Here is a 24,714-nt window from a genome sequence, read left to right on the forward strand (position 1 = left end):
GGGACGTAAGACCGGCCGCGCACACACCGGACCAGCATCGACCCGGCCGGAGCACCGGCCACCGGCCGGGGAGCACCGACAGGGCGGGAGCACCACCACCGGGCCGGCACACCACCCCGGGAGCACGACCGCCGGGCAGCACCACCGCCGGGCAGCACCACCACCGGGCAGCACCACCGTCGGGCCCCCGGAGCACCACCGCCGGGCCGGCACCCGGCCGCACCGAGCGGCAGCCGGCCCGCCCCACCACACACGCCGTACCCAGCAGCGAGGAGAAGGCCGTGCAGGACAACAGGGAGAAGATCGAGGCCGAGGTGCGGGAGCTGCTCACCGAGCGGTTCGCGGTGCCCGCCGACCGGATCACGCCGGAGGCCCACGTGTTCGACGACCTCGGTCTCGACTCGGTGGACCTGATGAGCGCCGTCGCCATTCTGGAGGAGCGGTACGACACCTCCGTGTCCGACGCGGAACTCCAGGACATGCTCGTCATCGGCGGGGTCGTCGACCGGTTCAGCGCCACCGCGGACGCGGCATGACCCGGCGCGTCGCGATCACCGGCATCGGGCCGGTCACCCCGATCGGCATCGGGGTCAAGACGTTCGAGGAGTCGCTCCGCGAGGGCATGTCCGGCATCGGCCCGCTCACCCGCTTCACCGTGCCGGACTTCCCGGTGCACGCGGCCGGGGAGATCGACGACTTCGACCCGGCCGAGTACCTCGACGCCCGGCTGATCCGGCGCGCCGAACGGTTCGCCCAGTTCGGGGTCGCCGCCGCCCGGCTCGCCGTCGAGGACGCGGGGAACGTGGCCGACGGCCTCGATCCGGAGCGCGGCGCCGTGGTCGTCGCCACCGCCTACGCCGGGATGGAACGGATCTCGGCCGAGGCCGAGGTCCTGGGCCGGCGCGGCTGGCGGGCCGTCTCCCCGACCACCAGCATGGCCATGATGCCCGCGGTGGCCGCCGGGCTGATCTCCATGGAGTACGGCTTCATGGGCGCCGTCGAGTGCCCCACCACCGGCTGCGCCGCGTCCGGGCACGCCCTGTCGCGGGGCGCCGAACTGATCCGGCAGGGCCTGGCGGACGTCGCCCTCGCGGGCGGCTGCGACGCACCGCTCAATCCGGTGTCGCTGGCCACCTTCGCGACCGCCCGCGCCCTGTCCACCCGCAGCGACGACCCGGCCGCGGCCTGCCGCCCGTTCGACGCCGACCGGGACGGGTTCGTGATGAGCGAGGGCGGCGTGGTCCTGGTCCTGGAGGACTGGGAGCGGGCGCGGGCCCGCGGCGCCCGGATCTACGCCGAACTCGTCGGACACGGCCACACCGCCGACGCCTTCAACCTCTCCCGGCCGCGCCCGGACGGCCGGGGCGCCCTGAACGCCATGCGGCTGGCCCTGCGGATGGCCGGCCGGGAGCCCGCGGAGGTCGGCTATGTCAACGCCCATGCGGCGGGCACCCCGGCCGGCGACGCGGCGGAGGTGCTGGCGCTGCGCACGCTGATCGGGCCGGCCCTGCCCCCGGTGTCGTCCACCAAGTCGATGCACGGCCATCTGATGGGGGCCACGGCCGCCGCCGAGGCCGCCGCCACCGCCCTGGCCCTGCACCGCGGGCTGCTGCCGCCCACCATCAACTTCCGCACCGCCGACCCGGACTGCGCCGTGGACGTCGTCCCCGGCCGGGCCCGGAAGGCCGACGTGGACCTGGCGCTGAGCAACTCGTTCGCACTCGGCGGAGTCAACTGCTCCCTGGCTCTGGCGAAGGCGGTGTGAGCGCGGTGGATCCCCGGACGGAGACAGGCGACGGCACCGAGCCGTCAACCACCGATCGCGCGGTCCCGGGCACCGGCGGCTCCTCCCCCGCCTCCCATGACGGTGCGGAAGTCCGCGGCCCCGAGCGGTCGTTCGCCGGTCAGGTCGCGCTGGTCACCGGCGGCACCAAGGGGATCGGCGGCGGTATCGCCCGCCGGCTGGCCGCCCTCGGCGCCGATGTGGCCGTCACCTATCTGCGCGACCGGACCAGTGCCGAGAAGACGGTCGCGACGCTGACCGAGCTGGGTGTGCGGGCCTGCTCCCGCCGGGCGTTCTTCGGGGACCCGCAGGGGGACGTGCCTGCCGCGGTCGTCGACTGGGTCACCGCCGAACTGGGACCGCCCACCCTGCTGGTCTCCAACGCCGGTACGGGCGTCGAACGCTCCCTCATGGACTCCAAGCGGAGTCACTGGGACTGGACGGTGGAGACCCACGCCCGTTCCCTGCTGCGGCTGGTGCAGTGTGCCTCGCCCGGCCTGCGGGCGGTCGTCGCGGTCTCCAGCCCCGGCGCCCAGCGGGTGATACCGCACGCCTACGGGCTGCTGGCGGCGTCCAAGGCGGCCCAGGAGTCGCTGGTGCGGTATCTCGCCGTCGAGCTGGCGCCGCACTGCCGGGTCAACGCGGTCACCCCCGGCCTGGTCGACACCGACGCCGCCCGGAGCTTCGGCCGGCACGAGGAGCTGTTCACCACGGCACGGTCCCGCACGCCCGCCGGGCGGCTGACCTCTCCGGACGATGTGGGAGCGGCGGCCGCGTTCCTGCTCTCCGACGACGCACGAATGATCACCGGCCAGAACCTCGTCATCGACGGCGGCTATTCGATCCTGATGTGAGGCCCCACGTGAGCGCTGCTTCCCCACCCCGCCCTTCCCTCTCCCCGCCCCACCCCGGTTCCGTCTCCCCGCCCCGCGCCCGTCCGGACGCACCGCCCGAATCCGGTCCGCACGCCCCGTCCCGCCCGTATCTGCTGACCGGCGCGGGCGGGGTCATCGGCCAGAGCCTGGCCACGGCGCTCGGGCCGGGGCACGTCATCGGCCTGGTGCGGCCGGGCGGCAACCGGCCCGGACCCGGCATCGAGGCCGTGACCGGCGACGTCACCGCGGCCGGCCTCGGCCTGGACCCCGGCCCGGGACGGGTGCTCGCCGGCCGCATCGGCGGGGTCGTCCACAGTGCGGCGGTCACCTCCTTCACCCGGCCCGCCGAGGAGATCCGGCGCGTCAACACCGACGGCACCCGGCACGCGCTGCGGCTCGCCGAGGCCGCCGGGGTCCCGTTCCACCTGGTGAGCACGGTCTACGTGCGGCAGCGCGACGGGAGTGCGGAGACCGGGCGGTCGCGGGTGTACCGGGAGTCCAAACAGGCCGCGGAGGACCTGGTGCGGGCCGCGCGGGTGCCGTGGTCGATCCTCCGGGTCACCGTGGTGACCGGGGACAGCCGCACCGGCGCCACCCCCCGCTTCCAGGGCATCTACGCCGCGATGAAGGCCCTGGTCACCGGCGATGCCCCGCTGGTGCCGGTGGCGCCCGGATCCCGTCTGGACTTCCTGCCGCGCGACCATGTGGCGGCCTGTGTGGCGGCCCTGCTGGCCGCGGGGGCGCGCGGCGAACACTGGATCACCGCGGGCGAACGGGCCCTGACCATCGAGCAGTTCGTCGACCACTGTCTGCGCTTCGCGGAGCGGCTCGGCTGGGAGGTGCCCCGGCCCCGGCTGATGGACTCCGACGTGGTGCACCGGCTGATCCTGCCCGCCTTCGGTGACGCCCTCGCGGCCGACCTGCGGAAGCGGCTGGAGCTGTTCACCGACATCGTCGGCCCGCTGACCACCGACGAGACGCTGCCCGGCCCGGGTCCGGAGCTGCCCGATCCGCCCGACCTCGGCGCGGCGCTGGACACCGCGCTGGAGTACTGGAGTTCCCGGGTGCGGCTGGTGCGGCAGGGGGTACGGGTGTGATCACCGACGAGCGGCTGGACCGCGCCGAGGTCCTCGACCTCTACGCGAAGCATGTGAACTCCGGGCTGGCGCGGCTGGCCGCGCTGATGGCGGCGCCGGTCATCGTCCGCGGCGAGGGCGACTACCTCTGGACCGAGGGCGGCGAACGGCTGCTGAACTGCGGCGGGTTCAGTGTCTTCCTGCTGGGCCACGGCTATCCGCCGGTGGTCGACGCGGTGACCCGCCAGCTGGGCACCCTGGCGCTCACCGGCCCCCTGGTACACCACGAGGAACTGGCCCGCGCCGCGACGGCCCTGGCCGCCGTCTGCCCGCCGGGGCTGGAGTACGTCCACCTCACCAACTCGGGTGCCGAGGCCTGCGAGACCGCGCTCAAGCTGGCCCGGATGAACGGCAGGCGGCACACCGTCTCCACCGAGGGCGGCTTCCACGGCAAGACCCTCGGGGCGCTGTCCACCACCGGCCGGGCCGTCTTCCGCGACCCCTGCGAACCGCTGCCGGGACCGGTCGACTTCGTGCCCTACGGCGACGCGGAGGCCTTGGCCGCCCGCCTCACCGCCGAGTCCTGCGCCATCGTCGAACCGGTGCAGGGCGAGGGCGGGGTACGGGTGCCGCCGCCCGGCTATCTCCGCGCGGTCGAACGCGCCTGCCGCCGCACCGGCGCCCTGCTCATCGTCGACGAGGTGCAGACCGGGCTCGGCCGCACCGGACGGATGTGGGCGATCGAGGAGGAGGGCGTCACCCCCGACCTCCTGCTCTGCGGGAAGGCGCTGGGCGGGGGCGTGATGCCGGTGGGCGCCGTCGTGGCCACCGCGGAGGCCTACGCCCCGCTCAACCGGGACCCGGTGCTGCACACCTCGACGTACGGGGGCAACCCGCTCGCGTCCGTCGCGGTCCGGCACACCGTCGAGGCCGTGCTGCGGGAGGACGTCCCCGGCCGGGCGGCGGCCCTGGAGGGGCGGCTGCGGGACCTGCTGACCGACGGGCTGGCCGCGTGCGGGCCGCTGGTCAAGGAGATCAGGGGGCGCGGCGCGCTGTTCGGGGTGGAGTTCCACCAGCGGTCGCACGCCGGGGAGTTCGTGCTCGACCTCCTCGAACACGGTGTCGTCGTGTGCCCCACGGGCAACGCGCTGGGAACCGTGCGCTTCACCCCGTCCGCGTTCTTCGGCGAGCGGGAGCTCGCTCTGCTGGCCGCGGCGGTCGAGAGCTCCGCCGCGGCCCTCGCGGCCCGGCACGGGTGCGGGCCCCGCTGAGGAGTACGGGGCTGCTGGGAAGTACGGAGCTGCTGGGGACTGTGACGATTCATTGTTCAGGAGGCATGCATGCGGTACGTACGAATGGCGGGAACGGCCCCGGGCCGGAAAGCCACCGAAATCTATCCGGTCATCAGCGATTTCTCCCGCTACCCGGAACTGACCGACGCGGTGCGCAGCGTCGGAATTCTCGAACTCGACGGCGGCCGCACCGGGTGCGCCTGGGAGGTCACCTTCCGCCGGGGCATTCTGAAATGGACCGAGGAGGACCGGTACGACGCCGAGAACCACCGGGTCGACTTCTTTCTGGAGGAGGGGGACCTCGACCATCTCGTCGGCCACTGGCAGGTTCTGGACACCGACGACGGCTGCCGGGTGATCTTCTCCTGCGACTTCGACATGGGAATTCCCACCCTCGCCGAGGTCATCGAACCGATCGCCGAGCAGACGCTGCGCGACTACATCGCGGTGATCCTGCGGGCGCTGGTCGCCGGCATCGTGGTCGACCCGTACGGCGACGGCGATCCGTCCGGCGGCGACGCGGGGGGCGATGACGCGGAGGGCGCTGACGCGGAGGGCGCTGACGCGGAGGGGGCGGCCGACGGTCGTCTCGCGACCGGCGGAGGCCGGCGGTGAACGTCGGCACCCCGGGGGCAGCCGTGACCGTCGGCATCCGGACGGCGCCCGGCGCCGGATTCCTCGCCCGGGACCGGGAGCTGCTGGAGCGGCGGCTGCCCGGCCTGGACGCCCGGCTGGCCGCCACCGGCCTGGAGAAACTGGAACGGCCGGGCTCCCCCGCCGTCGACTGGTTCCGGCAGTCGGGCGCCGGTGCGCTGTTCGTCCCCACCGACCACCACGGCCTCGGCGCCGGGCTGCGCGAAGGCGTGCGGCTCCAGCGCGCCATCGCCTCCCGAGCGCCCTCGCTGGCCGTCGCCACCACGATGCACCACTTCTCGGTGGCGTCGCTGATCGGCTGGGAACGCCTCAGCGCGGGCCTCGAATGGCTGCTGGCCGAGGCGGTCGCGCGCAACACGATGCTCGTGGCCTCCGGAGCCGCCGAGGGGCGCCCGGGGGCAGGCATTCTCACCCCGTCCATGACCGCGCGCCCCGTCGACGGCGGCGTACGCGTCGACGGCACGAAGAAGCCGTGCAGCCTGAGCCGTTCGATGGGCCTGCTCTTCGCCACCGTGCGGGTGCGGCGGCCCGACGGTGAACGGTGCGCGGTCGCCGTCGTGCCGGCGGACTCGCCGGGGCTGAGCATCCGGCCGTTCTGGCGCAGCGACGTCCTGGCCGGGGCCGAGAGCGACGAACTGGTCCTCGACGACGTGTTCGTGCCCGAGCGCCTCGTCACCGACCTCGGCCCGGTGGGCACCACCAGTGAGCCGCTGCGCCGTTCACTGGTCTGGTTCGAGGTGCTGATCGCCGCCTCCTACCTGGGGATGGCCGCGGCGCTCGTCGAACGGGCGGTCGCCGCGCCCCGCACGGACACCGGCGAGCTCGCCCGGATGGCGGCGACGCTGGAGGGGGCGACGTACGCGGTGGAGGGGGTCGCGGCCCAGGCCGAGTCGGACGCCGCGGCGGGTGCGGACCCGGCCGCGCTGCTGGGCCCCGCGCTGGCCGTGCGCTTCGCCGTCCAGGACGCGGTGGTCGAGGTGGCCGCACGGGCCGCCGAGGCCCTCGGCGGCGGCGCGTTCATCGGCGACCCGGACATCGCCTACCTCTGTGCGGCCACCCGCTGCCTCGCCTTCCACCCGCCCTCCCGGACCGCCGGCGAGACGGCGCTCGTGCAGCACCTGCGGGGGGAGACGGTGGACGTGCCGTAGGTCCTGTCGTCGAACTCCCGTCTGCTCCACGACGACAGGGCCTATGGGCTTCGCACGGGACGGGTGTTCCCGTCGGCCAGGGTTTCGGCCACGGAGCCTGATGAAAACCGTAGTTCCGTACTACGGAAATCGGTATCGGACCGCCGAAGAATCGCCGTTAGGTTGATAATTGTGAATACATGGGACGCAGCAGGGGATGTCGTCGGCGCGACCGATGTGGAGCTGACAGCGCTCGGGAATTCCCGCTTCCAAATCATCGCGGGTGCCCGGAAGTTCGTCGTGGAGGCGAAGGGGGAAAGCGGGGAGACGCTGCGGCACTTACTCACCGAGGTGGTGCCGAAACTCAACCGCACCGCCCCGGTCCGGGAACAGCTGACCGCGGCCGAGGCCGAACGGCTGCGGCCGCACATGAAGAATCTCGCCGCCATGGGCGTCCTGCTGCAGCCACGGGAATCCATCGGCTCGAAGGCGGAACTCCGGCTCTACTCCTTCATATCCCGTCGTACCTCGTCCCCCGACGCGGTCTTCGCCTCGGTCCGCCGGGACATCACGCTCACCGGCCCGTCCCGAGTGACCGATGTCCTCGGGGAGGCGCTGCGGCGGCAGGGGCTCCGGGTCCGGGACGCGGCGGACGCCCCGGACTCCGAGGACTCCGAGGCCGGTGCGGCTGGTGCGGCTGGTGCGGCCAGGGCCTCCGGTGCGGCCGGCGCGGACGACCGCACCGGGAACACCACCCCGGACGGTCTCACCGTCGTGGTCTCCCTCGCCGACGAGGCGGCTCTGCACCGGGCCGCACACCAACTCTGCGCGGAGCACCGCCCGTTCCTCCCCGTTCTCGTCACCCCGGAGCAGATCCGACTCGGCCCCTGGACCATGCCGGGCGAGTCGGCGTGCCCCCGGTGCTCCGCACCGTACGGGGCCTCTCTCGGGGACACCGGCGTCGGCACGGTTGCCGACGGCCTCGCCGGTGATGGCGCCACCGCGGACGACACGCCGCGGCGGACCACGACGCCGGCCGTCGCCCACGACAGCTGGCCGTCCCTCCAGCCCGGCTGCCTGGTCTGGGCGGCAGGGCTCACCGCGCAGCTCACCCTGCGCGCCTTCATGCCGATGGGCGCCGAGCACCCGTGGGGACGGATCGTCACCCTCGACCCCGTCACCTGCGAGCAGACCTCCGTACGGGCCTGGCGGGACCCCTACTGCGCGTGCTGCGCAACCGCCGGACCGGTGGCCCAGGAATGGCTGGAGTTCTGACCATGACGGATCTCCGCACCGACCTGCGCACCGACCTCCGCACCGACCTCCACCTCCGCACCGACCTGCGCACGGGCCACGGCACCGACGTCCGCACCGCACACCCCGAGGCGGCCGTCACGGCCCAGGGCTACGCCGTCCGGCCGCTGCCCCTGCCGCTGTACGTCCGCGCCCACGCCGTCGCGCTCGTCCCCGCCGCCCACCGCCGTGAGGACCTGGACCTCGGTGCCGCCGAGATTCCGGTGCTCGACGTCGCGGTGGCCGGGGACCGCGCGAGTGCAGTACTCCAACTGGTAGCAGCAGCAGCCGCTTTGAAGCTCGAACGGGCCGGCGTCGACGCCACCGCGGGTGCCGGAGCCACCCATGACGAAGCCGTCGCCGACGCCGTCTACACCGCACTCGCCCACCGTCACCTGGACGACGCCTCCGCCGTCGGCACCGGGGCGGGCACCGGACCGGACGGCGGGGCGGAGGGCGGAGCGCGGGGCGGACCGGAGGGCGAAGCGCAGGGCCGAGCGCCGGGCGTGGCGGTCACCGGGTGCGAGGCGGCGGACAGCGTGCTGCGCGGCACCGGCGCCCGTATCGAGTGCCGGCTGCTGGGCGAGTCGGCGTCCGTCCCGGTCATCGGCGCCCGGCTGCACCTGGACCGGCTGGCCCGTCCGCTGGAGGCGGCGGTCTGTGACCTCGACCTCGGGCGCGGCGCCCGGCGAGCCGTGCACGCGGTCCTGCGCGAATTCGTCCTCGCCGGGCTGGAGCAGGGTGCGGCCGGGGAGGACTCCGCCGCTCAGGGGCCCGCAACGGAGACCTCAACGGCCCACCGGGGCACGGCTTTCGTCCACCAGGACGTCACCGGGAACGCCGTCCGGGCGGACACCCCGGGCCTCGCCCCCGGCACCGAACCGGACCTGCTGCGCGCCGCTCTGGAAAAGAACGGCCTCCGCGTGCAGGTCCGCACCCTGAGCCCGCCGGACGCGGGAACGGTCGTGGTGGCCTGCCGCATCACCCCGGCGACCGCCGAGACAGCTGACAGAACGACCGCGGCGTCCGGACGGACCGCCGAGGGGACGTCCGCGCGGTCCGAACGCACCACTCACGCAACAACCGCACCGTCCGAACGCACCGCTGACGGAACGACCGCACCGTCCGGGCAGGCCGCCTCCGCAACCGCCTCGGGCTCCCGACGTCCCCCGGTGCCGCGTGGACTGCGCGCCCCCCGTCAGCTCTCCCTCACCTACGAGTCCGACGAGGTGCGCCTCAGCCGGATCTTCCACGAGAACTCGAAGATGCGGACCGTCTTCGGCACCCTGCCGGCCGTCGATGTGAACGACATGGCGCCCGCGGCCCGTCGCCTCATCGGCCGGGCCTACCGCGACTTCCGCGACAGCGCCCGCGTCCACGACCTGCGCACCGACGGTCCGCCCGCCCTCGCGCCCCTCGAGGACTGCGTGCGGCGCCGCCGTTCCTGGGCGCCCATGGGCGGCGGCTCCCTGACCCGCGACCAACTGGCCCACCTGCTGAACCTCTCGTACGGCACCACCGGCAGCGGACTGGCCGGCGGCGACGTCAGGCTGCCGCTGCGCGCGACGCCGTCGGCGGGCGGGCTCTACTCGTGCGACCTGTTCCTGCTGGTGAACCGGGTCACCGGGATCGAACCCGGCCTGTACTACCTGCACCCCGGGCGCCGGGAGCTGCAGTTGGTCCGGGCCGACCGCAGCTGGGCCGACGTCACCGCGCAGACCGGCTATCAGGGCCGCGCGGACGAAGCCGCCGCGATGGTCATCTACACCGGTGCCTTCCGCCGCAACCAGTGGAAGTACCGGGAGCGCGGCTACCGCACCGTCCTGCTCGACTGCGGCCATCTCGCGCAGAGCGTGGTCCTCACCGCCACCGCGCTCGGCCTCGTCGCCCACCCGATGATCGCCTTCGTCGACGACTACTTCAACGACCTGGTGGGCGTGGACGGCGTCGACGACGCGGTGCTGTATCTGACTCTGCTGGGGCCCCGCGCCGCCGCACCGCCGAGGGACACCGCGGGCACGGGCACGTCCGCCGAGGCCCCTGCCGGGACGGCCGCGGAACCGTCCGCCGACTCCCCCGGAGGGACGGCCACCGGAACGTCCGCAGGCTCCCCTGCCGGAACCGCCACGGACCCGTCCGCCGCCGCCCGCACCCCCACGGCCCCGGAGGGCTCACAGCGCCTCACCACCGCCCCGAATGCCCTGCCCCGCACCGCCACCCCGGCCGGAACCGCGCCCGCGGCGCCCCGGCCCCCTCTCCCGCCCGAGGGGCCCGGTACCGGGCCCGAGGAGGCCAGATGACGGACATCGACACCTCGGCCCCGCCGGCCGAGAGCATGCGCGTCCACCCGCTGGACGACGAGAACGGCTTCGTGGAAACCGCCTCGGAGGTACGCCGGATCAAGGGCACCGGTCTGCTCCGGCTCGCCGAACGGCTCGCGCGGCAGGACTCCGCCACGGCCCCCGGCTCCACCGGGCCGGCCGGTCCGGAATCGGACGGCCCGGCGGCCGGCAGCCTGGTGATCCTCGGACCGCCCGAACTGACCCGGCAGCTCGCCGTGGTCGCCGAGGGCACCCCGGGCACCACCGTCCGCACCGCCGCCCCGGACAGCGACCCGGAACCGCTCGTCGACCCACCGGACGGCCCCCGGCCGTCGCTGGTCGTCATCGCCACCGCGTCCCTCTTCGACCCCGGGCCGGCCCGGGCCGCCGCACTGTGCGTCCGCGCCGGCGTACCGCACCTGGTGTACGGCGCGGCCGGCGCGACCGTGACCTTCGTGGGGCCCCTGTGGATACCGGGGCGGGGAGTGGCCTGTTACGAGTGTCTGCGCATCCGCGTCAGTTCCCACTCGGTGCACGGCCCCACCTGGCGGGCCTACATGAGCCATCTCGCGGACAGTGACGGCCGGCCGTACGAGCACACCGTGCCGTCCTGGGCGTCCGCCCGCCTCGCCGGGACCGCCGGCAGCCGGATCGCCGGCTGGGCGGTCACGGCCGGCACGAAGGGGACGGATGGCACGGGTGGCACGGGTGGCACCCCGGACCGGTCCGCCGACACCCTGCTGTGGCGCGACCCCACCAGCCCCGACCGCGTCGAACGCCACCTCTCCGTCGTGCCCAACTGCCCGGTGTGCAAGGGCGGTCCGGCCGACGACACCACCGTCACCGGCACGCTCCGGGACGCCGAGGACGACCGGGTCGGCATCGTGCACGCAGCCAATGTGCGGCGCGCCGAGAGCGGACCGCCCGTCTACCTCAGCGGCAGCACCTCCGCCGACCTCTCCCTCATCAAGCCCCCGATGCGGGTCACCCGCAACGGCGGTGCGGGCTTCTCCAAGGGCGAGGCCATCGACGCCACGCTGGGCGAGTCGCTGGAGCGCTACGCCGCCGGGTTCTACCGCCCGGACCGGCTGCGGCTGGCGGCCTGGTCGGAGCTGGACGAACCGGCAGTCGAGCCGCACCGGTTCGCGCTGTTCTCCAAGACCCAGTACGCCGAGCCCGGCTTCCCGTTCGAGCCCTTCGGCGCGGACACCCCGGTCCGCTGGACGCACGCCACCGACCTGGCGACCGGCGCCACCGTGCGCGTGCCGTCCTCCCAGGTCCACATGCACTACCGGCGTGCACCGGGGGAGAGCGCCATCGCCCCCTCCATCTCGACCGGCCTGGCCGCCGGCCCGTCGTACCGGCAGGCCGTCCTCGGCGGCCTCTGCGAGATCGTCGAACGCGACGCCCTGGCCGTCTCCTGGCTGCACCGGCTGCCCCCGCGGCCGGTCGCCCCCGAGGTGGTCGCGGCCTCGTCCCGGGTGTCGTACCTGATCGAACGCTCGGCGTCGTGGCGGGTGCGGTTCTACGACCTGTCGCTGGACCTGGCGCCCTCCTGCGTGGTCGCGGTGATGGAACACGGCAGCGGGGCCGACCACATCATGTCCTTCGGCAGCGCCTGTCGCCCCTCCCCCGTCAAGGCGGTGGAGAAGGCGTTCCTGGAGGCGGCCCAGGGGCTCACCTATGTGCGCCGGCTGCTGCGGCAGTACAAGGACTGGACGGAGCCGGCCGAGGACTTCTCGGACGTGGACGACTTCAACAAGCACGCCGTGCTGTACACGAAGTTCCCCGAGCTGCGCGAGAAGGCCGGGTATCTGGTGCACCCGACGCTGCCGGCCCCCTGCACCCGACCGCAGCGCCCGCCGTACGACGAGGCCGGGGCACCCGCGGACCCACTGGACGGGCTCGTCGAGGAACTCACCGCCGTCGGCCACCCGGTGTACGCCGTGGACCTGACGACGCCCGACACCCGCAGGCTCGGGGTGCACGTCGTCCGCGTGCTGGTCCCCGGGCTCCAGCACCTGGCGGGCATCCACGGCTGCCGGATGCTCGGCGGGCGCCGGCTGCACGAGGTCGCGGCCCGGCTCGGCTTCGACTCCGCGCCGGACAATCCCTATCCGCATCCGCTGCCGTGAGGGGTCGGGGCGTCCCGGTTGTGAGGCATCCCGGTTCGGTCCCTCGTCATCTCCGAGGGACCGGACGGCCCGGCACGTCGCCCTGCCCGAAGCCTCCCCCGACCCGCCCGCCGGCCCCCCCATCCCGCACCACCACAGGCGCAGCACCCAGCGCACCCACCCGCCGCACCGCTGAAGCACCCGCCCCGTGAAGGAGCCGTGATGTCCGCATCGTTCACCGTCACCCCCGCGATGTCCGTGGTCCGCAACGAGGACTTCGCCCACACCTCCGACATCGCCGCCGTCTTCGCCCGGCGGATGGCGAGCCGGCAACTGACCTCCGAGCAGGGCCCGGTCACGTGCGAGATCGGCGTGACGGCGCTGGACGGCGGGGTGAGGCTGACGTTCACCAGCACCGTCCCCCGGCCGGCCGACGGCACGGTGCTGACGCACAAGTTCTTCTTCGTGGACCGGGAGGAGTGCCGTGTGCGGATGCACGCGCTCTCCCCCGACCGGCCCGCCGCCACCACGGAACTGCTGGTCCTGCTCCCCGAGGGACAGGAGCGGGACTACTGTCACGCCTCCGTCTACGACGCCGAGAACCGGCTGGTCGCCGCGCACGCCGTCGTCTTCGACCGGAGCGGACGGCATGTGCCGTACGCCTTCACCGAGCAGTACGTCTCACCGCTCCGCCTCGGCCGCGCCGCACTGGACACGGTGCGCGACGACGCCGGGCGGCGGGTGGCGCGCTGGTCCGTGGGCCTCGACGGCCTGGAGGGGCCGGAGACGATCAGCCTCGCCTGGGAGGCCGCCGGGCTGGTGCACACCCGGGAGCTGATCTGCACCCCGGAGGATCCGGTGGCCCGCTACGACATGCCGCTGGACGACAACGCCGTGCTGGCCCCCGGCGACTGGGTCGTGATCGCGACCGACGAGAAGGGGCGGCTGCTGGCCCAGACCCTGGTGACACTCGCTCCCGCCGACCCGGCCGCCGCATGCCCGTCCTGAGCCGCCCGCCGGCCGGAGGGCCCGCCCTGATCACGGTGGACCGTCCGGGCGCCCCGCTCGCGGCCGTCCGGCTGCACGTGGCGGTGGGCAGCGCCGACGAGCCGCCCGGCGAACGCGGGCTGGCCCATGTCGTGGAACACCTGGTGGTGCGGTGCGCGATGGACGGCGGACGGGTCGGGAACGGCGCCCTGGTCAGCGCCCGGACCGGCCGGGAACGGACGAGCTACGCGGTACTGGTCCGCCGCCCCGACGCCCCCGCCGCGGTCGCGGCCCTCGCCGCGGCCTTCGACACCCTGACCGTCGAGCCGTCCGTGCTCGCCACGGAACTGGCGGCCATCCGCCGGGAGACGGCGCAGCGCACCGCGGACCTCCGCTGGCGCCTCCAGGAGACGCTGCTCGCGGCGCTGTGGCCGGGCACCTCGTACGCGCACTCCCCCCTGGGGGACCGGACGGTGCTGGACGCACTCACCCCGGACGCGGTGCGCTCCTTCCACGCGGCCTGGTACCGGCCGTCCGACGCCACGGCGGTCATCGTCACCGACGGCGCTTCGGCGGTGGGGGCGGCCGCGGCGGGGCCGTGGGGAGGGCCGGTCGCCGGACACGGAGTGCCGCCCCGGCTGATCCGTTCCCCCAGGTGCGACGCCCGGCCCATGTCGCACGGTGTCTGCGTCGAACTGACACCTGAGGGCGCCGGGGTGCCGGGGCCCGGCGCTTCGGGTCGGGTTGGGGGATCCGGCCGGCTTGGCGGACCTGACCGGTACGGAGGGTCCAACCGGCAAGGGGGGTCCGACCGGCAAGGGGCGTCCGGCGCCGCAGTACGGTCGGCGGCGGCGAACGGCACCCAACGGCGGCGCGGGGGCCGGGCCGTGGGGCTCGCGTTCGCGGTCGACCACCCCGGCAACGGCCCCACGCTCCCCTCCCGCCAGGACCTCGTTCACCAAGCGGGCCGACATCCCACCCATCGCGCACGCCAGGAACTCGCCCGCCGCGCCGTCCGCGCGGCGGGCGGACTCGACCTCCAGTTGCTGGAACTGCGCGGCACGACCTGCGTCTGGGCCATGGTCTCCGCCCCGGACGCGGGCGCCGCCCGGCGCGCACTGCACACCGCGCTCTGGGACGCCCGGACCCGGCTACTCGCCGCGGACGGGGAACTCTGGCTGCGAACCGAGGCGCTGATCCCCGAACTCCGCGCGGCCGACGACCTGGAGACACTCGCCGAGCGGGCTGCCGAGACCGGTCCCGCCGCCTGGAGGGACAGTCCGAAGGGGCGGTATGGACCGGAAGGGCCGTACGGACCGGAAGCGCCGTACGGACCCGTCGCTCCGGAGCGGGTGACCGCGGCCGAGGTGGCGGCGGTGCTGGCGGAGTGGGAACGCCACGTCGAAGCGATCCAGCAGGTCGAGCCGGGGACAGCGGGGAAGGACGGCCGATGACACGGAACCTCGGAGCGCCGAGCGGTGTAGTCAGGAACAAGAACGCCACTCCTGACCCCCCGCGCGCCGACACCCGACCTGCCGACACCCGACCTGCCGACACCCGACCCACTGATCCCCTCGACCCCGCACCCGTCGATCCCGCACCCGCGTCGGCGTCGGCTTCCACCCCCGCCCCCGCCCCCGCACCCGCCGTCGCCGCCACCGCTTCCGCTTCCGCTTCCGCCCCGATACGGATCCCGGCGCGGGGCGGCGGAGTCGTGATCGACGGACGGGTCGACGGCGGCACGCTGTCCGCGGCCACGCTCGCCCTGCCGCTCACCACGGCCGGAGACCGCGCCGCCATCGTCGCGGCGCCGCTGATCGCCGCCTGCTGGGCCCGTGCGGTGGCACGGGCCGCGCGGCGGTCGGGGGCCGCGATACGCGCCGAACCGGTGGTCACCGCCGACTACGCCGGCGTCACCGTGGAATGCGTGCGCTCCGACGGCCCGGTGCTCCGCGCCGTACCGGAGTGGTTCGCCGAGCCGGAGTGGTTCGCCGAGCCGGAGTGGTTCGCCGAGGGAGTGGGTCAAGGGGCGGCCCCGGAGGCCGACTTCGAGAAGGCGAAAGCGGAGTGCCTGGCCAGGCTCGCAGCGGACGACCGGTGGTCGGACGGGGTCCGGCGCGCCCTGTTCGGTGAGAACCACCCGTACGCCATCGGGCACGCCGAACGCGCCGCCGCCCTCGCCGCCATCGGCCCGGACGCCGTACGACGACTCTCCGCCACCCTCCGCGCGGCCCAGCCCGTCCTGGCCGTCTCCCACGCGGACCCCACCGCCTTGCGAGACCTGGTCGCGGACCTGGAGAACACCGGCCTGGTCGCGGCCCTGGGGAGCCCCGGCACTCCCCCACCGCCCGCGATCACTCCCCCACAGAGCACACCCCCCACCCGCACCGCCCCGGCGAGCAACCCCGACAGCCCCGACACCCTCGACACCCCCGGTACCGAGCCTGTCGGACCCGCCACCGCCCGTCCGGTCACGGTCTCCGTCCCGGCGGGCCGCCCCGGGTCCGCGTACCACCTCCTCGGCACCCCGGGCGTCCCCCTGAGCAGCCCGGACAAGCCGGCCGTGCACCTCGCCTGGGCCCTGCTCGGCGGCCGGGACGGCCTCCTCGACCAGCACCTGCGCACCGAAAGGGCGTTGACCTACTCCCTCGCCGCGTTCAGCCGGGAGTTCGCACACGGCGGCTACGGCCTGGTCGCGGCCGGCTGCGCCCCGGAATCGCTCCCCGAGGTGGTGGCCGGCAGCCAAGCCGTCATCAGCGCCTTGGCCCACGGAGAGTTCAGCGGCGACCTGCTGGAATCCGCCAAGGAACGCCTGGTCATCCAGTACCACCGGGCCGGGCGCAGCTCCCGCGGCATCACCGAACGCCTCTGCGGCTACGAGGTGGCGGGCCTGGAACCGGCGGAGAGCACCCGCTACCCGGACCGGCTCCTCCAGGTCACCGCCCACCAGGTGCAGCAGGCGGCCGGGCAGTACCTCCTCGCCTGAGGTCACAGAGCGCCGCACCAGGCCCCGTCACGACGCCCCGGACGACCCGAACGACCAACCTTGACCACCCGACAACCCGGTCGACCCGAACAACCCGGACCACCCGGACCACCCGAGCAACCCCAACGACTCAGGATTCGGCCCACCATGACGACACATCAGACACTCGACACACGAACGACCACTGACCGCGACCCCAACCCCAACCCCACACCCCCCGCCGTGCAGAACATCTGGCGCTACCCCGTCAAAAGCATGGCAGGCGAACGTCTCGACCACTGCGAGCTCACCACCGACGGCATCGCGGGCGACCGCTGCTGGGCGGTGCGCGACGAGAAGCGCGGCTGCGTCACGGACGCGCGCTCGCTGCCCGCGCTGCTCGACATCGGAGTCCGGTATCTGCGCCCACCCATCCCGGGCGAACCGTCACCACCCGTCGAACTCAGCGCCCCCGGCGCGCCGCCGGTGACGTCCGCCGACCCGGGCGTCCACGACGCGCTCAGCGCGCACCTGGACGCCGATGTCACCCTCTGGCCCCGCGTCCCCGCCGACCAGCGGGAGCACTACACACGGGTGTACCCGGAGGATGTGAACGGCTACCTGACCGGCCTGTTCGGGGTCGCCGACCTGGAGGACATCCCGGATCTCTCACACCTCCCGCCCGCCGTCATGGAGTTCCAGACCATCCCGGGCAGCTACTTCGACGCGTATCCGCTGCACATCCTCACCACCGGCATCCTGGAGGCGCTCCGCGCCGCGCTCGGCAGCCCGGTCGACATCCGCCGGCTGCGCCCCAACCTCGTGGTGGACGGCCCCGCCGAGACCGACCAGGACTGGACCGGCCGGGAGTTGCGCATCGGCGAGTCGACGGTCCGCGTCGAGGCGGCCTGCCCGCGCTGCGTGATGATTTCGCGCCCGCAGCAGGGGCTGGCGGTGGACCGTGAACTGCTCCGTACGGTCCACCGCCGCTTCGGACACAACCTGGGCTATTACGCGTCCGTGGTGAAGCCCGGACGGGTGAGGTCCGGCGATGCGGTCGAGCCGGTGGCGGGCTGATCCCGCCGGAACATCAGCACCGCCGCGAGCACGACCGCGAACCCACTGGCGACGAGCGTCGTGGTCGGGACGTCGGCCGCCTTCGCGCCGGCACCGGCCAGCACCGGGGCGACCGCGAGCCCGCCGGTGTAGGCGAGGTTGTAGAGGGCGTACGCCGCGCCGTACGCGGCGGGCCTGGTGTGTTCGGCGAGCGCCCCGATGAGCACCAAGGTGGGGGCGAGGACGAGTTGGGCGCCGAAGCCCACCACGATCAGCCCGGTCACGGACCACACCGTGGAGTCGCGTCCGGCGAGGAAGAAGCCGAGGGCGGCGACGAGCGCGCCCGCGGCCGCGATCCGGCCGGCTCCGGCCCGGTCGGTGAGCATGCCGGCGATCGGAGCGGCCAGGGTGCCGCCCAGTGCGGCGCCGGCGAAGACGAGGCCGATGGCGGTCGTGCCGAGCCCGAGGTCGTGCAGGTGCAGCGGCAGGACGGGCTCGGGGAAGGCGATCGCCGCGGCGCCGAGCCCGGTCAGCGCGATCAGCAGGGCGACGCGCGGGCCGCGCAGCACGACTCGGTAGGGGGTGCGGACCTCGTCCGCGGGCGTCTCCTTGACGAGGAGGATCCGGGCCACGGCATCGCCCGCGGCCAGCGCCGCGATGAGGTAGAACGGGGCGCGCGGGCCCCAGGCGTCGTTGAGCACACCGCTGACGGCGGGCCCGAGCAGCACACCGACGCCGACGGCCGAGAGGGCGAACCCCATCACCTTGCCGCGCTGGTCGGGCTGATGCGTGGCGGCGATGAGCGCGAGCCCGGAGGTCCAGGAGGCGGCTGCCGCAACACCCTGCGCGGCACGCGCCACGAGCAGCAGCGCCAGCCCGGAGGAGCCGTCGATCTCGACGGCGGAGGCGAACAGCACGGTGGCGGCGGCCAGCCCTAACAGGCCGGCGAGCATCGGGGCGCGAGGCCCGCGCCGGTCCACCCACACTCCGACGAACGGGGTGGCGGCCAGCAGCGCCGCCGCGTAGACGGCGAAGAGCACACCGGCGATGAGCGGGGAACCGTCGACGGCGGGCAGGCCGGGCAGCAGCGGAACGATGCTGCCGTACAGGAACATGTCGACACCGAGCGCCAGCGCGGTGACCGTGACGGCGGCTCCGGGACGAGTCCCCGAGCGGATGTCAGTCATGGCAGAAGTCCTCTGAGAGCGGGGGCGACGCCGGTGGCGTCGTCCGGAGGGAGAAGGTCCGGATCGGTGGCGGCCAGCAGCGCGGTGCCGCACAGCCAGGCGAGCAGACTCGCGGCGGCACTCTCCGGGGTTATCGCGGCGGTCTCGCCCGCGCCGGGGCGGCGCGTGTGATCCGCGCCCGTGTCCGCGGCGGCCGGCTTCTCGCCGAAGAGAGCTTCGAGCTGCTGCTGCCACTCGGCGAGGCCGGAGGCCTTGGCGGCCCGGCCTTCGGGCAGGCCCGCGGCGTCGTACGAACTGTCCAGGGTGAGGGTCAGCAGCGCACGGAAGCGGGCATCGTGGCGCAGGCGTCGCAACCACGTGGTGAGGAAGCTGTGGAGTCGCTCCTCCAGCGGCGCGTCCGAACCGAGAATGCCCCACACCGGCTCGGTGACGGTCTCCCAGGAGTGGGCCATCACGGCGGCGTGCAGGGCGGACTTGTCCGCGAAGTGGTAGTAGAGCGCGCCACGCGTCAGCCCGGCGCGCTGTGCGACATCCGCCAGCCGCGCCGAGGCCAGGCCTTGTTCGGCGAAGACGAAAAGTGCCGCATCCAGCAGGGCGGCCCGGGTCTGTGCGGCTTCCTCGGCGGTTCTACGCATACAGCTATCATACATACACGCACGTATGCGTCAACGCGCAGCGCACCACCCCGTCACACCCCACCGACCCCAGCCCTCCCGCCCCGGACGCCGACCCTCCACACACCGCCCGCACCACCCCGTCGGGGCCCCACCCCCGGCACCGTTTCTCCGACCACGACCGGGGCACACGCGGAACACACGGTGCCCGGCACGGCACGCCGGGTGGGTGGGATGGGGAGGCCGCAGTGAAGGCAGCGTCAGTCATACGGGGCCGTCGGACGGCTCAGCGCACGGCTCGTCGCACGGCCAAGCAAGCGGCGGACAGCCCGGCCATGGAAGCCGCGGCCCGCTGGGGACTGGCGGCCCGCGGAGCGATCTACTTCCTGGTCGGCCTCCTCGCCCTGCGCATCGCCTTCGGCGACGGCGGCGAACAGGCGGACCGCGGCGGCGCACTGGAGGAACTGGCCGCCCAGCCCTTCGGCGCCTTCCTCGTCTGGGCCGTGGGCATCGGCCTGGCGGGCATGGCCCTCTGGCGCCTCTCCGAAGCGGCCTTCGGCGCGGCCGGCCCGGACGGCCACAAGCCCTCCAAGCGCCTCCTGTCAGCGGCCCGCGCCGTCTTCTACGCCTTCGCCGCCTACTCCGTCCTCTCCTTCGCGGCAGGCGAGAAGGGCAGCGGTTCGAGCGACCAGCAGTCCCGGGACATCACCTCCCGCGCCATGGAACTCCCCGCCGGCCAGTGGCTGGTGGCCCTCGGCGGACTCGCCGTCGCCGGAGCCGGCCTCTGGATCGCGATCCGCGCCATCCTGCGCAAGTACCACAAGCACCTGAAGCTCTCCGCGATGTCCCGCCGCACCAAGCAGGCCGTCGACGTCCTCGGCGTCTCCGGCGGCATCGCCCGCGGCGTGGTCTTCGCCGTCGCCGGCGCCTTCGCGGTCCAGGCCGCAACCCACTACGACCCGGACGAGGCCAAGGGGCTCGACGACACCCTCCGCACCTTCTCCGACACCCCAGCGGGGCCGTGGCTGCTGGTCGCCATCGCCGCGGGGCTGGCGCTGTTCGGGGTGTTCTCCTTCGCCATGGCACGGTGGCGGAAGGTGTAGCCCGGGACACCGCGCCAGAGGTTCGGACCACCCCGACCGGTGCGCAACTCACCAACCGGTCACTTCGGAATGCGGTTCGCAGTCGCCGCAAGCAGATGACGCTGCGGGCGAGTTGGCGCAGCCCGAGGTGGAGGTCGGCGCGTATCCGGTAGCAGGCCCGGAGGCGTTCGAACCGGTGGAGCCAGGCGAAGATCCGCTCACTGGTGGAGCTGTCGCCGGTGAGCGGGCACCGCCGCGGACACGGCGGGCCGCATGACGCCCTGGCGGTCGGCCGCGTGGACATCGCGCCAGAGAATCGACCTTGACGACGATTCGGTGACGACGGCTGCCCGTCCTGGCCGAACGCCCTGATGCGCCTGCTCAGGCCCGTGGATTCCTCTCAGGCGCGCAAGTAAGCGGGCCGGCTGTTGCCCGACAAAGAATATGTGGATAATATTTTATCGATGACCCAACATGCCGCTGCCGGGCTGGATCGTCGGCGGCCTCGGCATCGGCCCGGCCACCAACGCGGTCGTCAACCTGTTGATCGGCGGATCGTGATGTCCGGTCGGCTTCCGGATCCGCGCCACGCTTCAGGGCATCTCGGCCTCACCTGGCGTGCCCGGCACTTCCCCACCGCCTTCATGCATGGATCGTTTCCAGGAGGAAGTTTGATGAACATGCCTGACCGCCGCGCCGTTCTGGCCGGTCTGACCGTCGGCGCCGTGGGTGGCCTCGCCCCTGACGGTGCCGACGGCTGGGCCGGGCCCCGGTCGGCCGCCGCAGCGACGCCCGCCACCAGCCCGCCGCCGATGCCGGGGGACAAGGTCGGCCGCCGCGACACCCGATACCCCGATCTGGTCGCCAGGGGCACCAACCAACGGTTCCGCGCCGAACCGGACTACGTTCACCTCGCCTCCTCCACCGACCAGGTCGTCGCCGCGGTCACCCAGGCGGTGAGAGCCGGGAAACGCATCGCCGTCCGCAGCGGTGGAGGCTGCTTCGCCGACTTCGTCGACAACCCCGACACCGAGGTCATCATCGACCTGGCCGGGATGACCGGCCTTTGGTACGACCCCGCCCGGCGGGCGTTCGCGGTCGAACCGGGCTTACCCCTCGGGGAGCTGTACCGGCGGCTGTTCCTCGGGTGGGGAGTGACCGTCCCGCTCGGCAGCTGCCCTGAGGTCGGGGCGGGCGGGCACATCATGGGCGGTGGGCACGGCGCGATGTCCCGGCTGCACGGGCTGGGCGTCGACCACCTGTACGCCGTCGAGGTCGTGACCGTCGACGCCTCGAACGCGGTACGGGTCACCGTGGCCACCCGTGAGCCCCACGATCCCAACCGCGACCTGTGGTGGGCGCACACAGGAGGCGGCGGCGGCAATTTCGGCGTGGTGACCCGCTACTGGCTGCGTACCCCCGGTGCGGCCGGCGACGACCCGCAGCACCTGCTGCCGCGCCCGCCCGCGCGGGTGCTGGACTTCCAACTGCTGTGGCCATGGGACCAGCTCGACCACGCGTCGTTCACCCGGCTGGTACGCCGGCACGGCCGATGGCACGCCGCCAATAGCGCGCCTGGTTCCCCCGGCACCGCCCTGCACAGCGCGCTGCTGCTGTTCGGGACCAAGCTCGGCGCGGTCATCGTGAAGGGTCAGGTGATCGGCCCGCAGGCCAAGCGCACGCTGGACGATTACGTCGCCGCCCTCACTGCGGGCACGAGCGCACCGCATCACCTTGAGCAGACGTACCGGCCCTGGCTCGAGAACCAGACGTCGGCGGGCGACAGTGAGGAGATTCTCGGCTCCCGCTTCGTCGTCAAGACCGGGTATCTGCGCGACCGGTTCACCGACGCGCAGATCGAGGTGTTGTGGCAGGCCCTGTCCGCCAAGCCCGAAGCCGGTCCGCAGGGCGCGGTGTGGCTGGTCTCCACCGGTGGCAAGGTCAATGCCGTCCGCCCCGACGACACCGCCGTCGCGCAACGCGACTGTGTACTCAAGGCCATCTTCACCGCGTCCGGCTCGTCGGCCAAGGACGACGCCGAGCATCAGAAGTGGGTACGCGACCTCTACCGGAAGGTGTACGCCACCACCGGTGGCGTACCACCGCATGACGCGCGCAACGGCGGCTGTTACATCAACTATCCCGACCCCGATCTGGCCGACCCCGAACAGAACACCTCCTCCGTGCCCTGGCACACCCTCTACTACGGCAAGAACTACGCCCGGCTCCAACATGTGAAGCGGACGTGGGATCCACGGAACCACTTCCGGCACGCCCTGTCGGTACGGCCGTCCGACTGAGCCAGCACTCCTCCTGACACCCCTCGGAGTCATGTGCGTGGCCTTCCGCAAGGCCGCACTGGCCGGAGATTCCTTTCGCCGGACCGGCCACCCGCCGGAGTCGTTCCAGCGGGTGGCCCCGGCCGCTCCGGTACGGCTCCAAGGCGGTGGCCGACGCCGGCATGGGGACCGGGCGCCGGCGGCCACCGTGTTCGTGGCCACGACGGGCTGTACGTGGCGCCGACTACTGTCAGGTGTTGGCACCTCGTGCTGTGACCTGCCAACGGTCGACCACCTCGCGGTCCCGGACGACCAGCAGCTCATCGGCGAGATTCACCGGCGTGCATACGTGGTTGGGGACGACGGCGATCACCGACCCGAGGTGTGGTCCTCGCACGCCTTCCGGAAGCCGGACCACGGCGTGGTGCTCCCACAACCCGGTGATGGTTCCCTGCGGGAACTGGGGCAGGTAGCCGTGGCCCGTCACCCAGGACGACCGGTCGGAGCCGAGGACCTTGCTACCGACATCAAGCACAAAGCGATCCGGAGCGGGAACGCTGATCACGGTCGACGCGGCGACCAGCGCGAGATCCTCCGTCCCGCAGGTGCCGATGGCCAGTTGGGTGGCGTCGTTGAGGACGTAGACACCGGGCCGCAACTCGTTCACCGCGCCCGGCTGCCACTGCCCCACCGTCGGTGTCGACCCGCCACTGATCACCCGGATGTCGAGCCCAAGGTCCCGCAGCGCCTGTGCGGCCTCGCCCAGCGTGCGCTCCTCGTCCCGTGCGGCACGCTCGCGTGCCCGTGCATCGTGACCGTAGCCGTGTCCCGGGAACGTGAACACGCCGACAACATCCAGTCCCGCGTCGGAGGCAGCCTTCCCGACCTCACCGGCAGCGTGAGGCTGCACTCCCGTCCGATGGCTCCCGCTGTCGACCTCGACGAGCACCTCGACCGGCCGGGCGCTGCCACGCACGGCATGCCCCAGCCGCTGCGCGCCTTCGATCGACTCCACGCCGACTCTCAGGGCAACGCCGTCCGCCAACCGGCGCAGCCGCGGCGCCTTGTCGGCATCGAGCCACACGGGGTAGGCGATGAACAGGTCGTCCACGCCGGCCCGGGCGAATGCCTCGGCCTCGCCGATCGTGGCCACCGACAGCCCGCGCGCGCCGGACCGAAGCTGACGGTCGGCGATCTGTGCGCACTTGTGACTCTTGGCGTGCGGACGCAGCGCGAACCCTTGGGCCCGCGAAGCCTCAGCCATCCGCGAGATGTTTCTGTCCAGCACATCCGGATCGACCACGAGCGCCGGCGTAGCCAGTCCATCGGGCAGCGGTATCGACATCTCTTGCCTCCCACCATGAAACACCGTCGAGATGATCATGGCAGGCCGGCGGACCAGGACCACAGGGTCATCGCCGACAGGACGCATACGCCGATCGAGACGTCCCCTGAGCCGCTGGCCTGGGGGACCTTCCCCAGGCCAATGGTTCCCTTCGGCCTCGGACCTCTCGTCCGGGACCGCTACTTCACCCAGCGGAAGTGTGCTCCAGCCAGCGCACCACAGCGTCTCGCGTGGCCTGAGGGAGATCGGACCAATGGGCCATGTCGGCACCGAAATCTCGGAGCGTCTGAATTCGATGCGGATCCTTCAAGAGAAAGGCCACACGAACAGTTGGAATGCGTGTTGGGGGCAACCCCTCACGAGTGCGAATCTCGTACCCTCCGCACTCGCTCACCAGGGCAAACGAAGGGCCCGACCGCGCTCAGCGGTCGGGCCCTTCCTCGATCGAGGGTTGCGCTTACCGCGATCAGGCGGCGGGCGCCGCGTCGTGCTGTCGGCCGTCGCGGATGCCCGCCGCCTTGAGGAGGGCCTTCCACTGGTGGTGGTCGGTGTTCAGGTTGATCACCTCGCCCGTGGGCGAGGTGAAGACGTATCCCTTCTCCACCCACAGGTCTGCGGCTGCCTGCCGCTCCCGTTCCTGCTCCGAACGGTGCCGCGCGAGGAG

At 73.3% G+C, this 24,714-nt stretch carries 20 protein-coding genes and 1 pseudogene; 17 read left to right on the forward strand and 4 right to left on the reverse strand.

Annotated features, from left to right (window positions below):
• The first annotated feature begins 281 nt into the window (after positions 1-281).
• From ABT112_RS11810 to ABT112_RS11875, 14 genes are all read left to right on the forward strand, one after another.
• Positions 282-536 carry an acyl carrier protein gene (locus ABT112_RS11810; RefSeq protein WP_351508251.1) on the forward strand — a complete coding sequence of 85 codons (255 nt, stop codon included), beginning with the start codon at positions 282-284 and terminating at the stop codon, positions 534-536.
• Positions 533-1,765: a beta-ketoacyl-[acyl-carrier-protein] synthase family protein gene (locus ABT112_RS11815; RefSeq protein ID WP_351508253.1), complete on the forward strand. Its 1,233-nt coding sequence runs from the start codon at positions 533-535 to the stop codon at positions 1,763-1,765. The genes ABT112_RS11810 and ABT112_RS11815 overlap by 4 nt, the downstream gene beginning before the upstream one ends.
• A 5-nt stretch (positions 1,766-1,770) precedes the next feature.
• Complete coding sequence (locus ABT112_RS11820) at positions 1,771-2,637, forward strand: SDR family oxidoreductase (protein WP_351508255.1); 867 nt, start codon at positions 1,771-1,773, stop codon at positions 2,635-2,637.
• Between the two features lie 8 nt (positions 2,638-2,645).
• A complete protein-coding gene (locus ABT112_RS11825) occupies positions 2,646-3,755 on the forward strand; it encodes an SDR family oxidoreductase (RefSeq protein ID WP_351508256.1) in 1,110 nt (369 codons plus the stop codon).
• Positions 3,752-5,005 carry an aspartate aminotransferase family protein gene (locus tag ABT112_RS11830; RefSeq protein ID WP_351508258.1) on the forward strand — a complete coding sequence of 418 codons (1,254 nt, stop codon included), beginning with the start codon at positions 3,752-3,754 and terminating at the stop codon, positions 5,003-5,005. The genes ABT112_RS11825 and ABT112_RS11830 overlap by 4 nt, the downstream gene beginning before the upstream one ends.
• 69 nt (positions 5,006-5,074) lie before the next feature.
• A complete protein-coding gene (locus ABT112_RS11835) occupies positions 5,075-5,641 on the forward strand; it encodes a type II toxin-antitoxin system RatA family toxin (RefSeq protein ID WP_351508260.1) in 567 nt (188 codons plus the stop codon).
• Entirely contained in the window at positions 5,638-6,828 is a 1,191-nt protein-coding gene (locus ABT112_RS11840; RefSeq protein WP_351508262.1) for an acyl-CoA dehydrogenase family protein, read from the forward strand. Before ABT112_RS11835 ends, ABT112_RS11840 begins: the two co-directional genes overlap by 4 nt.
• 171 nt (positions 6,829-6,999) lie before the next feature.
• Positions 7,000-8,082: a hypothetical protein gene (locus tag ABT112_RS11845; RefSeq protein ID WP_351508263.1), complete on the forward strand. Its 1,083-nt coding sequence runs from the start codon at positions 7,000-7,002 to the stop codon at positions 8,080-8,082.
• A 2-nt stretch (positions 8,083-8,084) separates the two neighbouring features.
• Entirely contained in the window at positions 8,085-10,400 is a 2,316-nt protein-coding gene (locus ABT112_RS11850) for a SagB family peptide dehydrogenase (RefSeq protein ID WP_351508265.1), read from the forward strand.
• A complete protein-coding gene (locus tag ABT112_RS11855) occupies positions 10,397-12,556 on the forward strand; it encodes a YcaO-like family protein (protein ID WP_351508267.1) in 2,160 nt (719 codons plus the stop codon). Before ABT112_RS11850 ends, ABT112_RS11855 begins: the two co-directional genes overlap by 4 nt.
• A gap of 201 nt (positions 12,557-12,757) precedes the next feature.
• Positions 12,758-13,543 carry a DUF5944 family protein gene (locus ABT112_RS11860; protein WP_351508269.1) on the forward strand — a complete coding sequence of 262 codons (786 nt, stop codon included), beginning with the start codon at positions 12,758-12,760 and terminating at the stop codon, positions 13,541-13,543.
• Entirely contained in the window at positions 13,531-14,976 is a 1,446-nt protein-coding gene (locus ABT112_RS11865) for a M16 family metallopeptidase (RefSeq protein ID WP_351508271.1), read from the forward strand. The genes ABT112_RS11860 and ABT112_RS11865 overlap by 13 nt, the downstream gene beginning before the upstream one ends.
• Before the next feature lie 260 nt (positions 14,977-15,236).
• On the forward strand, positions 15,237-16,508 hold the full coding sequence (locus tag ABT112_RS11870; protein ID WP_351508273.1) for a M16 family metallopeptidase: 1,272 nt from the start codon (positions 15,237-15,239) through the stop codon (positions 16,506-16,508).
• 147 nt (positions 16,509-16,655) lie between these two features.
• Positions 16,656-17,564 (forward strand): MOSC domain-containing protein, encoded by a 909-nt coding sequence (locus tag ABT112_RS11875; RefSeq protein WP_351508275.1) that lies wholly within the window; start codon positions 16,656-16,658, stop codon positions 17,562-17,564.
• Here ABT112_RS11875 and ABT112_RS11880 read toward each other — a convergent pair.
• Together ABT112_RS11880 and ABT112_RS11885 are read right to left on the reverse strand one after the other, a co-directional pair.
• On the reverse strand, positions 17,498-18,730 hold the full coding sequence (locus tag ABT112_RS11880) for an MFS transporter (RefSeq protein ID WP_351508277.1): 1,233 nt from the start codon (positions 18,728-18,730) through the stop codon (positions 17,498-17,500). The genes ABT112_RS11875 and ABT112_RS11880 overlap by 67 nt on opposite strands.
• The gene (locus tag ABT112_RS11885) at positions 18,727-19,365 is read right to left on the reverse strand and encodes a TetR family transcriptional regulator (protein ID WP_351508279.1); all 639 of its coding nucleotides are present in this window, start codon (positions 19,363-19,365) and stop codon (positions 18,727-18,729) included. The genes ABT112_RS11880 and ABT112_RS11885 overlap by 4 nt, the downstream gene beginning before the upstream one ends.
• Before the next feature lie 314 nt (positions 19,366-19,679).
• On the opposite strand from ABT112_RS11885, the gene ABT112_RS11890 reads away from it, so the two are divergent.
• The 3 genes and pseudogenes from ABT112_RS11890 to ABT112_RS35350 form a co-directional block, all read left to right on the forward strand.
• Positions 19,680-20,447 (forward strand): DUF1206 domain-containing protein, encoded by a 768-nt coding sequence (locus ABT112_RS11890; protein ID WP_351508281.1) that lies wholly within the window; start codon positions 19,680-19,682, stop codon positions 20,445-20,447.
• Between the two features lie 653 nt (positions 20,448-21,100).
• Positions 21,101-22,726, forward strand: coding sequence for an FAD-binding oxidoreductase (locus tag ABT112_RS11900; protein ID WP_351508283.1), 1,626 nt, complete (start codon positions 21,101-21,103; stop codon positions 22,724-22,726).
• Positions 22,727-22,784: 58 nt separating this feature from the next.
• Positions 22,785-22,973 (forward strand): annotated as a pseudogene (locus tag ABT112_RS35350) (hypothetical protein); the annotation flags it as partial.
• Here ABT112_RS35350 and ABT112_RS11905 read toward each other — a convergent pair.
• Both ABT112_RS11905 and ABT112_RS11910 read right to left on the reverse strand, forming a co-directional pair.
• The gene (locus tag ABT112_RS11905) at positions 22,956-24,050 is read right to left on the reverse strand and encodes an alanine racemase (RefSeq protein WP_351508286.1); all 1,095 of its coding nucleotides are present in this window, start codon (positions 24,048-24,050) and stop codon (positions 22,956-22,958) included. The pseudogene ABT112_RS35350 and the gene ABT112_RS11905 sit on opposite strands and share 18 nt — an antisense overlap.
• Before the next feature lie 466 nt (positions 24,051-24,516).
• On the reverse strand, positions 24,517-24,654 hold the full coding sequence (locus ABT112_RS11910; protein ID WP_351508287.1) for a hypothetical protein: 138 nt from the start codon (positions 24,652-24,654) through the stop codon (positions 24,517-24,519).
• Between the last annotated feature and the right edge of the window lie 60 nt (positions 24,655-24,714).

Source organism: Streptomyces sp. NPDC002055 (assembly GCF_040296705.1).
Lineage (GTDB): Bacteria > Actinomycetota > Actinomycetes > Streptomycetales > Streptomycetaceae > Streptomyces.